The 12,616-nt window shown below is 67.0% G+C and carries 11 protein-coding genes and 2 riboswitches; of the genes, 2 read left to right on the forward strand and 9 right to left on the reverse strand.

All coding sequences use genetic code 11. The annotated features are described in order from the left end of the window. Positions 1-47: 47 nt before the first annotated feature. From ABIE00_RS16765 to ABIE00_RS16775, 3 genes are all read right to left on the reverse strand, one after another. Positions 48-1,430, reverse strand: coding sequence for an MFS transporter (locus ABIE00_RS16765; protein ID WP_354261853.1), 1,383 nt, complete (start codon positions 1,428-1,430; stop codon positions 48-50). A 214-nt stretch (positions 1,431-1,644) separates the two neighbouring features. Continuing rightward, positions 1,645-2,826 carry a homoserine O-acetyltransferase MetX gene (metX, locus tag ABIE00_RS16770; RefSeq protein ID WP_354261854.1) on the reverse strand — a complete coding sequence of 394 codons (1,182 nt, stop codon included), beginning with the start codon at positions 2,824-2,826 and terminating at the stop codon, positions 1,645-1,647. A gap of 12 nt (positions 2,827-2,838) precedes the next feature. Further along, positions 2,839-2,954: riboswitch (SAM riboswitch) on the reverse strand. Positions 2,955-3,059: 105 nt separating this feature from the next. After that, complete coding sequence (locus ABIE00_RS16775) at positions 3,060-4,376, reverse strand: bifunctional o-acetylhomoserine/o-acetylserine sulfhydrylase (protein ID WP_354261855.1); 1,317 nt, start codon at positions 4,374-4,376, stop codon at positions 3,060-3,062. A gap of 42 nt (positions 4,377-4,418) precedes the next feature. Continuing rightward, positions 4,419-4,533, reverse strand: a riboswitch (SAM riboswitch). A 128-nt stretch (positions 4,534-4,661) separates the two neighbouring features. Between ABIE00_RS16775 and ABIE00_RS16780 the strand changes: the two genes are divergently transcribed. Continuing rightward, positions 4,662-5,300, forward strand: a complete 639-nt coding sequence (locus tag ABIE00_RS16780; RefSeq protein WP_003802054.1) for a VOC family protein — start codon at positions 4,662-4,664, stop codon at positions 5,298-5,300. 92 nt (positions 5,301-5,392) lie between these two features. Here ABIE00_RS16780 and ABIE00_RS16785 read toward each other — a convergent pair whose 3' ends face one another. After that, a complete protein-coding gene (locus ABIE00_RS16785; RefSeq protein ID WP_354261856.1) occupies positions 5,393-6,172 on the reverse strand; it encodes a CPBP family intramembrane glutamic endopeptidase in 780 nt (259 codons plus the stop codon). 87 nt (positions 6,173-6,259) lie between these two features. Here ABIE00_RS16785 and ABIE00_RS16790 point away from each other — a divergent pair, with 87 nt between their 5' ends. Further along, complete coding sequence (locus tag ABIE00_RS16790) at positions 6,260-6,940, forward strand: histidine phosphatase family protein (protein WP_331573918.1); 681 nt, start codon at positions 6,260-6,262, stop codon at positions 6,938-6,940. Between the two features lie 15 nt (positions 6,941-6,955). Here ABIE00_RS16790 and ABIE00_RS16795 read toward each other — a convergent pair whose 3' ends face one another. The 5 genes from ABIE00_RS16795 to tdh all read right to left on the reverse strand — a co-directional run bounded on the left by ABIE00_RS16795 (position 6,956) and on the right by tdh (position 12,608). Continuing rightward, positions 6,956-7,744, reverse strand: coding sequence for a DeoR/GlpR family DNA-binding transcription regulator (locus ABIE00_RS16795; protein WP_354261857.1), 789 nt, complete (start codon positions 7,742-7,744; stop codon positions 6,956-6,958). 111 nt (positions 7,745-7,855) lie between these two features. After that, positions 7,856-9,067 carry an imidazolonepropionase gene (gene hutI, locus ABIE00_RS16800; RefSeq protein WP_354261858.1) on the reverse strand — a complete coding sequence of 404 codons (1,212 nt, stop codon included), beginning with the start codon at positions 9,065-9,067 and terminating at the stop codon, positions 7,856-7,858. Between the two features lie 11 nt (positions 9,068-9,078). Then, positions 9,079-10,197 carry an NAD(P)/FAD-dependent oxidoreductase gene (locus ABIE00_RS16805; RefSeq protein WP_354261859.1) on the reverse strand — a complete coding sequence of 373 codons (1,119 nt, stop codon included), beginning with the start codon at positions 10,195-10,197 and terminating at the stop codon, positions 9,079-9,081. A 70-nt stretch (positions 10,198-10,267) separates the two neighbouring features. Then, on the reverse strand, positions 10,268-11,473 hold the full coding sequence (locus ABIE00_RS16810) for a glycine C-acetyltransferase (protein ID WP_354261860.1): 1,206 nt from the start codon (positions 11,471-11,473) through the stop codon (positions 10,268-10,270). 88 nt (positions 11,474-11,561) lie between these two features. After that, positions 11,562-12,608 (reverse strand): L-threonine 3-dehydrogenase, encoded by a 1,047-nt coding sequence (tdh, locus tag ABIE00_RS16815; RefSeq protein WP_354261861.1) that lies wholly within the window; start codon positions 12,606-12,608, stop codon positions 11,562-11,564. Between the last annotated feature and the right edge of the window lie 8 nt (positions 12,609-12,616).

Consider the following 12,616-nt stretch of genomic DNA (forward strand, 5'->3'; position numbering starts at 1 on the left):
GGTGGCGGGTCCGGGCAGCTGACTGGTTACTGGCTGGGGCGCCTGCCCTACTTCTTGCCGGCCGCGAGCAGGTCGGCAGTGCCTTGGGCATCCGCCGCGTCCACGTCGTGGAGCGAGACGCCGCGGGTTTCCTTCAGGAAGAACACGGCGACGGCGGTGATGGCGCAGGCGATCAGCAGGTAGATGGCCACCGGCACGGACGACTTGTAGGTGCCCAGGAGCGAGGCAGCGATGATCGGCGCGAGCGAACCGGCGACGATGGAGGTCACCTGGTAGCCCAGCGATACGCCGGAGTAGCGCATCCGGGTGGGGAACATCTCCGCCATGATCGCGGGCTGGCCGGCGTACATCAGTGCATGGAACAGCAGGCCGATCATGATGGACGCCAGGATGATCATGTCGTTTTTGGTGTCCATCATCGGGAAGGCAAAGAATCCCCAGGTGGCGCCCAGGATGGCGCCGGCCATGTAGACGGGCCTGCGGCCGAAGCGGTCCGACAGCTTTCCCACCAGCGGAACGGCGGCGAAGTGCACGGCGTGGGCGAACAGCAGGAGCAGCAGGATCCGCGTCGTGTCGGCCTGGACCACGGTCTTGAGGTAGGTGATGGAGAACGTCACCACGAGGTAGTAGAGGATGTTCTCGGCAAAGCGCAGGCCCATGGCGGTGAAGACGCCGCGGGGGTAGCGCTTGAACACCTCGGCAACGCCATAGCCCTTGTGCCCGGCCTCGACCTCTTTGCGGGCTTCGAGGAAGATCGGGGCGTCGTTGACCTTGGTGCGGATGTAGTAGCCGATCACGACGATCACCGCGGAGAGCCAGAACGCGACGCGCCAGCCCCAGCCGAGGAAGGCTTCCTGGGTCAGCGTGGAGGACAGGATGAACAGCACGGCCGTGGCAAGCAGGTTGCCCATGGGAACGGCGGACTGCGGCCAGCTCGCCCAGAAGCCGCGTGACTTGCTGGGGCTGTGCTCGGCCACGAGGAGTACCGCGCCGCCCCATTCGCCGCCGACCGCGAAGCCCTGGGCAAACCGCAGGAAGACCAGGAGCGCGGGCGCCCAGTAGCCGATCTGCTGGAACGTCGGCAGGCAGCCCATGAGGAAGGTGGAAACACCCACCAGGATGATGCTCAGCTGCAGCAGCTGCTTGCGCCCGAACTTGTCGCCGAAGTGGCCGAAGACGATGCCGCCGATCGGGCGGGCAACGAAGCCGACGGCGTACGTGAGGAAGGCGGCGATGATGCCGTCCAGCTCGGTGCCGGCGTTGGGGAAGAAGGCCTTGCCGAAGACCAGGGTGGCAGCCGAGGCGTAGAGGAAAAACTCATACCACTCCACCACCGTGCCGGCCATGGACGCCGTCACAACTTTCTTGAGGCCTGAGGCCTTGACGTCGGTTTCTTCTGCACGCCTTACGGCGGAGCTTTCCGTACTCATAGCGAACTCCTTCGGCGTCTTCCTCGACACCACGGGGACCAGTCGATGGCGAACTGGTGTGATGCGCACCACGAACGCCGGATTCAACGAGTATGGTCTGCCAATGACGCAAGCTCAACGCCAAATAGTGCAGGGCGCATCTGCATAAATGCACATCTGCTGCACGGGTATTGCCGCGGTACCGCAGGCTACGGGCGTAGTGACCGGGGCCGGATCAGTTGAGGAAGTGCTCCCTGAGCTGGGCGTTCAGCTGGCCGATCTCCGTGAGGAACCCGTCGTGGCCGATCGGCGAATCGATCATGTGCACGTCCACATTCCCGGGCAGGGCCTCGGCGAGTTCCAGCGACTGGGCGGGAAAGTACAGCCGGTCCGTCTCCACGGCGGCCACGAAGACGTCGGCGGTGACCCGGGCAAGGGCTTCCTTGAGTGTCCCCCGTCCGCGGCTGACGTCATGGCTCATGAGTGCTTCCGTCAGGGCGATGTAGCTGTTGGCGTCGAAGCGCCGCACCAGCTTGTTGCCCTGGTAGTCGAGGTAGCTCTCCACCTGGTAACGGCCGCGGCCCGCCAGGGCATCTGCCTGCAGGGGCTCTTCAGGGGCCTGGGCGTTCCTGCCGAACCGGAAGTCGAGCTCGTAGGCGGACCGGTAGGTGATGTGGGCAATCCGCCGGGCGAGCGCCAGGCCCTCCGTGGGTTCAGGTCCGCCGTAGTAGTCACCGCCGTTGAAATGGCGGTCCTGCCGGATGGCCAGGGTCTGCGCCTGCGCGAAGGCGATCTGTTCGGCCGTGCTCCTCGCACCGACGGAGATGACGCCGCAGCGGCGGACCCGCTCAGGAAAAGTCACCGCCCATTCGAGGGCCCGAGCCCCGCCCATGGATCCGCCCACAACGGCATGCCAGGTTCCGATGCCGAGCCGGTCGGCGAGCCGCGCCTCGGCAACTGTCGAGTCCCGCAGCGTCACCAGCGGAAAGCGCGAGCCCCAGGGCTTGCCGTCCGGAGCGTTCGACGACGGTCCGGTGGACCCGTAACAGCCGCCCAGGATATTGACGGAAATGACAAAGAACCTGCCGGTGTCCGCCGGCGCGCCCGGCCCGGCGAGCTGTTCCCACCAGCCCTCCTCCTCACCGGCGCCCCGCGTCACGTGCGTGCTGCCGGTGAGGGCGTGCTGCACGAGGATGGCATTCGAGCCGTCCTCGTTGAGCGTTCCCCAGGTTTCATAGGCCAGGGTCACGTCCGGCAGGAATCCCCCGGCCTCGAGCTTCAGGCTGCCGATGTTGAGGTACTGGACTGTCCCGTCGGGAATCGTGCGGCTGCCGGAAAGAGTGCGGCCGGCGGGAACAACAGTGCCGTCCGAAGCCTCGGCGGCGGGAACGTCGGTGCTGCTGACAGAAATCGTCATAGGTAAACCTCTTCTACGCGCTTGCCCGCCGGCAGCTGTCCGGCAGGCCAGGTCTTCACCCGGGGCACCCCACCGCGGAAGGAGGGTTGCCGGCCAGCAAGCCGGGGCTGTCGCTGGCACTCATGACCTGTTGCCAAGTTTACGAAACAGGCGGACATCTGCGCTAAGAATGTGACGGCTGTGTGACTCCCGGCCCGTTCCCGGGCCGGGAGTTCCACCCGCCTCAGCTGGAGTCAGGCGCCTTTCGCCGCCCGGAAGCCGGCGTCGAGGTCGGCCAGAATGTCATCGATGTGTTCCAGGCCGACGGACAGCCGGACCAGGCCGGGGGCCACCCCGGCCACGCTCTGCTGTTCCGGGGTCAGCTGGCTGTGCGTGGTCGACGCCGGGTGGATGACGAGGGAGCGGACGTCGCCGATGTTTGCCACGTGGGAGTGAAGTTCCAAGGCATCCACGAAGCGCTTGCCCGCATCGGCGCCGCCGGCCACCGTGAACGACACCACTGCGCCGGTGCCCTTCGGCCCGTACTTCAGACCCCGCTCATACCAGGGGCTGGACGGCAGCCCGGCGTAGGCTACGGACTCCACATCGTCCCTGGCTTCCAGCCAGCTGGCGACGGCCACCGCATTGGCCACATGGCGTTCCACCCGAAGGCTCAGCGTTTCCAGGCCCTGCGCGATGAGGAAGGCATTGAACGGGGATACCGCGGAGCCCAGGTCGCGCAGCAGCTGGACCCGCGCTTTGAGAATGTAGGACAGGTTGGCCCCCAGCGCACCGCCTGCGCCGAGGTCGCGGGCGTAGACCAGCCCGTTGTAGGTGGGGTCCGGCGTATTGAAGCCAGGGAACCGTTCCGGGTCCTTGCCGAAGTCGAAGTTGCCTGAGTCCACGATGACTCCGGCAATGGCGGCCCCGTGTCCGCCCAGGTATTTGGTGGCCGAGTGCACTACGATGTCCGCGCCCCACTCGAGCGGCCTGATGAGGTAGGGCGTGGACAGGGTGTTATCCACGATGAGTGGCACGCCGGCCTCGTGCGCGGTCCGGGACACCCCTTCAATGTCCAGGACGTCCTGCCGCGGGTTGGAGACCACTTCGGCAAAGAAGAGCTTGGTGTTCGGCTGCACGGCGTCGCGCCACTGCTCCAGGTTGTCCGGGTCGGCCACGAAGGTGACGGACACGCCGAACTTCTTGAGGGTGTGTGCCAGCAGGTTGTAGGTGCCGCCGTAGAGGCTGGGGCTGGCCACCACGTGGTCGCCGGCCTCGGCAATGTTGAGGATGGCGTACGTTTCTGCAGCCTGGCCGGAGCTCAGGAGCAGCGCGGCGAGCCCGCCCTCCAGGCTGGCGATCCGCTGCTCAACGGCGTCCTGGGTCGGGTTGCCGATCCGGGTGTAGATGGGCGCGATTTCGGCGAGCGCGAAGCGTTCCGCCGCGCTTTCGGCGCTGGGGAAGACGAACGACGTCGTCTGGTAGATCGGCAGCGACCGGGCACCGGTGGCGTTGTCCGGCACCTGGCCGGCGTGGATCTGGCGGGTTTCGAATGACCATGCGTTGGACATGCAGGCTCCTCTGCTCAAGGGGCATGTGCTGGTCCCGGCACAGGCCCGCGCTTGCCGCACAGCGGGCGCCGCGCAGCCAGGTCTTCGCCCGGGGCACCCCGCCGCGGCGGAGGGTTGCCGGCCAGCGGCCGGGGCATTCTTCGCTGGCACTCATACCTGCGATCAGTGTAGGAATGGCAGTATTACGCGCACAGCTTTGTGACGAAGTTCGTCAAAGTATGGACTTTTCGCTAGGTTAGGCCACCCTAAGCTGAGAGCCCCGTCACAAAGTGCCAAGATGAGGGCATGCGCATGGATCACGTCTCTTACGCCTGTGAACACGATGGCCTCGCGGCCACCACCGAACGTATCTCCTCTGCCCTCGGCGTCGAAGCCGTTAAGGGCGGAGTGCACCCCCGGTTTGGAACCCGGAACATGATTATTCCGCTGGCCGGCCACAAGTACCTTGAGGTTGTTGAGGTCCTGGACCACCCGGCGTCGGACAAGGCACCGTTCGGCCAGGCCGTCCGGGCCCGGTCCGCGGCCGGCGGCGGCTGGATGGGCTGGTGCGTCGAAGTTGACGACCTGGCCCCCTTCGAGGAGCGCCTCGGCCGCTCCGCCGTCAACGGCAACCGCAAGTTCCCCGACGGCCGGGAGCTGGTCTGGAAGCAGATCGGCATCCTGGGCCTGATCGCGGACCCGCAGGTTCCGTACATGCTCAAGTGGGAGGGCGATCCGGGCCTGCACCCGTCCAACGCCTATGACAGCAATGTGAAGATGTCCAGCCTCACGATCGCGGGTTCCGCCGAGCGCGTGACCGAGTGGCTCGGCGAGCCGGTCGAACGGCCGCTGGAGGATGTCGCCGTGAACTGGGTGGCCCCGCACGGCACGCCGGGCATCCTTTCCGTCACGTTCGAAACCGCAGCGGGCGCCGTCACCATCTGACGCACTTTCTGCCCTGCACTTCGGCCGCCATCAGCGGGTGCCAATGACGCCACCCGCCGATGGCGGCCGAATCCTTTTTAAGGGGCGGAGCGCTAGCCCAGGCCGATGGCCTTGCCGAACAGGCTGAACCCGACGAACGCGACGATGTCCAGCAGGGCGTGCGCGATCACGAGCGGCATCACCCGGCGGGTCCTGGTGTAGACCCAGGCGAAAACCACGCCCATGATGGCGTTTCCAATGAACGGCCCGAACCCCTGATACAGGTGGTAGCTGCCGCGAAGCATCGAGGACACAAAGATCGCCAGGGGCATGGACCAGCCGAACTTGCCGAACCGGTCCAGCAGGTAGCCCACCACAATGACTTCCTCCACGATCGCGTGGCGCACCGCGGACAGGATCAGGACGGGCACCGTCCACCAGTACGCATCCAGGCCGCTGGGGATGATCGCCGTCGTGATGCCCAGCGCACGCCCGGCAGCGTAAAGGCCCAGCGAGGGGATGCCGATCAGGGCGGCCAGCCCGAGCCCCTGCAGCAGGTCCTTGCCCGGCCGGGCGAAGTTGAACCCCAGCTTCCGGAAGGCGGAGCCGGAGTCGTGCCCGGTCCCGGGCTTCGCCTGGCGCTGGTCTGTCAGGAAATAGATCACCAGCAGGACCGGCACCAGGGCGAAGATGATGTCCAGCAGCTGGTAGGTCAGGTCGAAATACTCGCGGGTGCTTTGCGACCTGTTCAGCGTGGACGTCCCCTGCGCCAGGGGTGCCTGGGTCATCTTGTCCAGCAGCTGCACCACGGAGTAGACGGCGGACTGCCCCAGTGACAGGCCAAGGACAATCCATACTTCGAACCGCAGCCGACGGCGGGAGGGAACCAACATGTTCCTATCTTGCCTGCAGCTGCTGGTGCTTTGCTGTCAGCCCGCCGGTTCCTGTCCGGCCACGGGGTGACCCTATGCTGGGGAACTATGAGCGCTCCCGGGAAAATCATCATGATCCGGCACGGCCAGTCCGCGGCCAACGCGGACACCTCCATCTACAACAGGGTGCCCGATTACCGGATTCCGCTGACGGAGCTGGGGCTGGAGCAGGCGAAGGCCGCCGGGGAGCGGATCCGGCGCGAGCTGGACGGCCGGCAGGTGAGCGTCTACGTGTCGCCGTACCTGCGCGCATACCAGACGCTCGAGGCGCTGAACCTCGGCTCCCTGACGGAGCGGGTGATCGAGGAGCCGCGGCTGCGGGAGCAGGACTGGGCCAACTTCCAGATCTCCGGCGACATCGAGGACCAGAAGGAACTCCGCAACGCCTACGGCCACTTCTTCTACCGTTTCCGGGAGGGCGAGTCGGGCTCCGACGTGTACGACCGGATCTCCTCGTTCATGGAAACCCTGTACCGGCACTGGTCCAAGCCGGACTACTCCCCCAACGCGCTGCTGGTGACGCACGGCCTGACGATGCGGCTGTTCTGCATGCGCTGGTTCCACTGGTCGGTGGAGTACTTCGAGTCGCTGAACAACCCCGAGAACGCCGAAGTGCGTATGCTCGTTCAAAACAGCCTGGGCAAGTACGATCTCGACACGCCCTTCACCCAGTGGGTGGACCGAAGGGTGGACGAAACCGTGCTGGACGCCCCGCCGGTGATCTTCTAGGCGGCGTATTCCCCGTTAGGCGCCGGCCACGATCACCTCTGTGCCGCGAGCTTCAAATGCCGCCTTGTCCGCCGCCGAAATGCCCGAATCGGTGATGAGGCGGGTGAAGTTGTAGCCGTCCATGGTGGCGAACGCACGGCGGCCCACCTTGGAGGAATCCGCGATCACGTAGGAGATGCTGGCGCGGCTGGCCAGCAGGGCGTTAACCGTCGCCTCGGCCTCGCCGGTGTTGGTGGGTCCCACTTCGGCGTCGACGCCGTTGACCCCGATGAAGGCGATGTCCAGCACCACCTTCTGCATGATGATGTCCGTGTAGGGACCCACCAGCTCATAGGACCGGGTGTTGAGGATGCCGCCGGTCACCATCACCTTGATGTTGGGGCGGACGGCAAGCTGCGAGGCGATGTTGATGGCGTTGGTGACCACCGTGAGGGTGGGCTGGTTCGACGGCGAGTTGAGGTCCTCGCGGGTGGCCAGGATCTGCGCCAGGGCGGTGCTGGTGGTGCCGCCGCACAGCCCGATCACCATGCCCGGGGCGATCAGCGCCGAGGCGGCCAGAGCGATCTCCTGCTTGGCCACGGCATGGTCGTCGCGGTTGTACCTGCCGGGAAGGTCGTAGGCCAGGGCACCTGTGGTGGCACCGCCGCGGGTCCGCGTCAGCAGCCGCCGCTTGGCCAGGCTGTCCAGGTCACGCCGGGCGGTTGCCGGCGATACGCCGAGCCGCGTGACGATCTCCTCGACTTCCACCTGGCCGGCCTCGGCAAGGAGATCCAGGATGGCCGTCAGTCGATCGGTGCGGGTCATGCAGGGCCTTTCACGATCCTAAAACGCCACAAAAAATGACGCTTTATGATTGTATCAGACCTATTATGATCATTTTGCGTCACTGCCCCCGGCTGATGGCCCCGCCTGACACTACCGTGCGCGCACGCCCGCACGCCAAACGGCGTGCGTGAGCGGCATGCCGGGCCGGTAGGCCAGGTGGGTGGCGGACGGGGCGTTAAGGACGTGCAGGTCTGCCCGGTGTCCGACGGCGATGGAGCCCACCGCCCGTTCGCCGTCGACGTCGTTCCCGGACTCGCGCTGCAGCGCCAGGGCGCCGCCGTACGTCGCCGCCCGGACGGCCTCGTGGACGCTCAGGCGCATTTGCAGGACGGCGGTGGTGACGCAGTAAGCCATAGAGCTCGTGTAGGACGTGCCGGGGTTGCAGTTGGACGCGAGGGCCACGGGCACGCCGGCGTCCAGCAGCTGCCGGCCGGGCGCCAGCGGCTGGCGGGTGGAGAGGTCGCAGGCCGGGAGGCAGGTGGCCACGGTCCCCCGCGTGCCCGTTCCGGATGCGGCGTCCCAGCCGGACCAGCCGGCGGCGAGGCTGTCAATGTCCTGCCCGGAAAGATAGTTGACGTGGTCCACGCTCGCCGCGCCGAACTCCACAGCGAGGCTGACGCCGGCGCCGTGGCCCAGCTGGTTGCCGTGCACCCGCAGCCCCAGCCCGGCGTGGCGGCAGGCCTGCAGCACGGCACGGGACTGCTCCTCGGAAAAGGCTCCCTTTTCGCAGAACACGTCGGCCCAGCGGGCGTACGGAAGCACAGCGTCCAGCATCGGGCCGCAGGCGAGCTTGGTGTACTCATCCGCATCAATGCCGGCGGGCACCAGGTGCGCGCCGAGGTAGGTGACCTCATCCGCGACGGTGGAGGCGATGCGTGCGCTCCTGGCCTCCTGCTCAACGTCCAGGCCGTAGCCCGTTTTCGTCTCCAGGTACGTCGTGCCCTGCGATACAGCCTCGGCAATGCGGCCCTGGGCCAGCCGCGTGAGGTCGTAGTCGCTGGTGTTCCTGGTGGCTTCGGTGGTGACGGCGATGCCGCCGGCGCTGTACTCCTCCCCCGCCATGCGCGCCTCGAATTCGGCGGTCCGGTCCCCGGCGAAGATCAGGTGCGTGTGGGAGTCCACCCAGCCGGGCAGCACGGCCCGGCCGCCCGCGTCCATGGCGTCGTCGGCGGCCGGGGCATCCGATGCCTGGCCGATCCAGGAGATCCGTTCGCCCTCGATCACCAGTGCAGCGTCCTTGAGGACACGGTGCTCCGCGTCCTGGGTCATCAGTTCGGCAATGTTGGTGATCAGAGTGCTCATGGATCCATTCTTCAGCGCCGGATGGACCAGCGCGTCGCAGCCAGCGCATCCGCCGTCCGGGATACCGGACCGGTGCCGGAGCCTTGCCCGGAACCGCCATCAGGCCCCGCCAGGATCTGGGCCGCGGCCACTTCAGCGATGCCGGACGACGTCTGGAACCCGTAGCCGCCCTGGCCGGCGAGCCAGTAGAAGCCGCGGGCCTCGGCGTCGAAGCCTACGACCGGGACGCCGTCGGCCGCCTCGGTGCGCAGGCCGGTCCAGGCTGTCCGGACGGGTCCGATGCCCAGCGTCGTCAGCGTGTTCAGCCGGGAGATGAGCCGCTCCACGTCCCCGGGACGCGGACGTGCGTCCTCCGCCGGGCTGGCCACATGTTCCGACGGCGAGATCAGCACGTCGCCCCCTTCCCGGCGGAAGTAGAAGGAGTCGTCGGCGGCGGCCACCATGGGGCTGCCTTCCGGCAGCGGATGGTCGACGCCGACAATCGCCGCCGTGCGCCGGTACGGCTGCAGGCCGATTTTCTCGACGCCGCTCAGCACCGCCAGCTCGTCGGCCCAGGCGCCGGCGGCGTTGACCAGAACGCCGGCCGAGAAGCCTTCCTGGCCGGCGCCGATTTCCCAGCCTGATCCCAGCCGCTGGGCCGAGTGGACGCGGGCGCCGGTGATGATGTCCACGCCGGCAGCCTCGGCACGTGCCCGGTGCCTTTCCAGCAGCACCGGGGCGTCGCACCCGAAGGACCCGGTGTCCAGGCCGGCGGCTGAGAAGGACTCGGGCTTCAAAGCCGGGCACAGCCCAAGCGCTTGATCATGGCTGATCAGGCGCATCTCGCCGCTGGCCTCGGCCCGCACCGTTTCGTCGTCCCCGATGAGCAGAAAGCTGCGCGGTGACAGCACGGGCCGGGGCCGGCCGGCGTCGTCCGCTGCAATCAGCTCAAGGGTGCGGACGGTAAGTTCCTGCACCACCGGCGGGCCGTAGCTGGGTATCAGCTGCCGGGCCGAGCGGGAGGACGTGTGGTACGCCAGCTGCTGCTCCGCCTCCACGAGGGCAACGGTGCATTTGCCGGCCAGCGCGGATGCCAGGGACAGCCCGGCGATCCCGCCGCCCACAATGACTACGTCATAGGTTGATGCCATGGGCTCCATCTTTACAGATGCCCGGAACCTGCGCAGTCACCAGGCGTGCTCAATCACCGGACCTAAGCAGTTACCGCGCCTGCGCAGCCACCGCGTCCCGGCTCTTGACGAACGCCTGGACGCAGGTTTCGACGTCGTCGGCGCTGTGCGCTGCGGACAGCTGGACCCGGATGCGGGCGGCACCGCGCGGCACCACGGGGAAACTGAAGGCGGTGACGTACACCCCGTGCTGCAGCATCTGGTCGGCAACCTTCGCCGCCAGCACCGCGTCGCCGAACATGACAGGCACAATGGCGTGCTCGCCGTCGAGCAGTTCGAAGCCTTCCTCCGTCATCCGGCGGCGGAACAGTTCCGCGTTCCGGAACAGGCTGGCCCGCAGCTCCCCGGAGGTCTGCACAAGCTCCAGTGCCTTGATGGTGGCTGCAACAATGGCCGGCGCAAGGGAGTTGGAGAAGAGGTAGGGGCGGGCCTTCTGCCGGAGCATGGCAACGACTTCGCCGCGGCCGGACACGTAGCCGCCTGAGGCGCCGCCCAGGGCCTTCCCGAAGGTGCCGGTGAAGATGTCCACGCGGTGGGCTACGCCGGCGTGCTCGGGGGTCCCGGCTCCCGTGGCACCCATGAACCCGACCGCGTGGGAGTCGTCCACCATCACCAGGGCGTCGTGCTTCTCTGCGAGGTCGCAGATGGCCTCCAGCGGTGCAAGGTAGCCGTCCATGGAGAAGACGCCGTCCGTGACGATGATCTTCCGCCGGGCACCCTTCGCCTCCACCAGCTTGGCCTCCAGGTCGGCCATGTCCTGGTTGGCGTAGCGGAACCGCTGCGCCTTGCAGAGCCGGATGCCGTCGATGATCGAGGCGTGGTTCAGGGCGTCGGAAATGATGGCGTCCTCTGGGCCGAAGAGCGATTCGAACACTCCGCCGTTGGCGTCGAAGCAACTGGAGAACAGGATGGTGTCCTCCGTGCCGAGGAACTTTGAGACCCGCGCTTCGAGTTCGAGGTGGAGGTCCTGGGTGCCGCAGATGAACCGGACACTGGCCATCCCGAAGCCGCGCTCGTCCATGGCCGCCTTGGCCGCCGCGATGATTTCTGGGTGGTCGGCCAGGCCCAGATAGTTGTTGGCGCAGAAGTTCAGGACGGGCGAGCCGGACTCACCGATCTGCCCGGCCGTGATGTGGCTGGCCTGGGCGGAGTCAATGTGGCGTTCGGTCTTGTAGAGGCCTGCGGCGCGGATGTCGTCCAGCTCGGCGGCGAGCTGGTCTTTGATGGCTGAGTACATGGCGGGTTCTCCTCGGCTGGGAAACTGTCAGAAACTGTGGACGGACCAGGTCCGGATTTTGGGGCCGGATCTTCGGGTGGGGTGCGGGTCAGACTTCCGACCAGTCGAGCACCACTTTGCCGCCGACGCCAGCCTTCGCGATCTCGAAGCCCTTTTCCCATTGGGTGGCCGGCAGCACGTCGGTGACCACGGCGGAGATGCTGGCGTGCACCGACGGGTTGGAGGACAGCATGGCGCTCATGGCGTACCAGGTCTCGAACATCTCGCGGCCGTAGATGCCCTTCAGCGTCAGCATGTGCGTGACCACCTTCCCCCAGTCGATGTCGATGGACTGGCTGGGAAGGCCCAGCATGGCGATGCGTCCCCCGTGGTTCATGTTGTCGATCATCTCCGGCAGCGCCGTGGGATGTCCGGACATTTCCAGTCCGATGTCGAAGCCCTCTCGCATGCCCAGCTCCCGTTGCGCCTCCCGGACCCGCGTCTTGGAGACGTCGATGGCAAGGTCCACGCCGAGCTGCCGGGCGAGCTCGAGCCGCGGTGCGGACACGTCCGTGATGGCGATCTTGCGGGCACCGGCATGGCGGGCCACGGCGATGGCCATGAGGCCGATCGGTCCGGCGCCGGTGATCAGCACGTCCTCGCCCACCAGCGGGAAACTCAGGGCGGTGTGCACGGCGTTGCCGAAGGGGTCGAAGATGGCGCCGAGCTCGGGCGTGACGGACGGGTCCTGGTGAACCCAGACGTTCGTCTCCGGGATGACCACGTATTCGGCGAATGCCCCGTCCCGCTGCACGCCCACGCTGACCGTGTGGATGCACATCTGGCGGCGGCCGGCGCGGCAGTTGCGGCAGATCCCGCAGACGATGTGGCCTTCGCCGGATACGCGGTCGCCCACTTTGACGTAGCGCACGTCCTCGCCGGTGGCCACCACCTCGCCGTAGAACTCGTGGCCGGCGATCAGCGGGGCCTCGATGATGCCCTGCGCCCAGGCGTCCCAGGACTGGATGTGCAGGTCGGTTCCGCAGATGCCGGTGGTCAGCACGCGGATCTTGACCTCGCCGGGTCCGGCCTCCGGTTCCGGGCGGTCGGTCAGTTCAAACCCGGCGTGTGCGCCGGACTTGTAAAGGGCCTTCATTGGCTTCC

The sequence above is a fragment of the Arthrobacter sp. OAP107 genome (genome assembly GCF_040546765.1).
GTDB lineage: Bacteria > Actinomycetota > Actinomycetes > Actinomycetales > Micrococcaceae > Arthrobacter.

What these genes read in the sequence shown, in the direction of transcription:
- ABIE00_RS16765 (WP_354261853.1), bottom strand. Translation starts at nt 1,430, where the DNA reads ATGAGTACGGAAAGCTCCGCCGTAAGGCGTGCAGAAGAAACCGACGTC.
- metX (WP_354261854.1), bottom strand. Translation starts at nt 2,826, where the DNA reads ATGACGATTTCTGTCAGCAGCACCGACGTTCCCGCCGCCGAGGCTTCG.
- ABIE00_RS16775 (WP_354261855.1), bottom strand. Translation starts at nt 4,376, where the DNA reads ATGTCCAACGCATGGTCATTCGAAACCCGCCAGATCCACGCCGGCCAG.
- ABIE00_RS16780 (WP_003802054.1), top strand. Translation starts at nt 4,662, where the DNA reads ATGCGCATGGATCACGTCTCTTACGCCTGTGAACACGATGGCCTCGCG.
- ABIE00_RS16785 (WP_354261856.1), bottom strand. Translation starts at nt 6,172, where the DNA reads ATGTTGGTTCCCTCCCGCCGTCGGCTGCGGTTCGAAGTATGGATTGTC.
- ABIE00_RS16790 (WP_331573918.1), top strand. Translation starts at nt 6,260, where the DNA reads ATGAGCGCTCCCGGGAAAATCATCATGATCCGGCACGGCCAGTCCGCG.
- ABIE00_RS16795 (WP_354261857.1), bottom strand. Translation starts at nt 7,744, where the DNA reads ATGACCCGCACCGATCGACTGACGGCCATCCTGGATCTCCTTGCCGAG.
- hutI (WP_354261858.1), bottom strand. Translation starts at nt 9,067, where the DNA reads ATGAGCACTCTGATCACCAACATTGCCGAACTGATGACCCAGGACGCG.
- ABIE00_RS16805 (WP_354261859.1), bottom strand. Translation starts at nt 10,197, where the DNA reads ATGGCATCAACCTATGACGTAGTCATTGTGGGCGGCGGGATCGCCGGG.
- ABIE00_RS16810 (WP_354261860.1), bottom strand. Translation starts at nt 11,473, where the DNA reads ATGTACTCAGCCATCAAAGACCAGCTCGCCGCCGAGCTGGACGACATC.
- tdh (WP_354261861.1), bottom strand. Translation starts at nt 12,608, where the DNA reads ATGAAGGCCCTTTACAAGTCCGGCGCACACGCCGGGTTTGAACTGACC.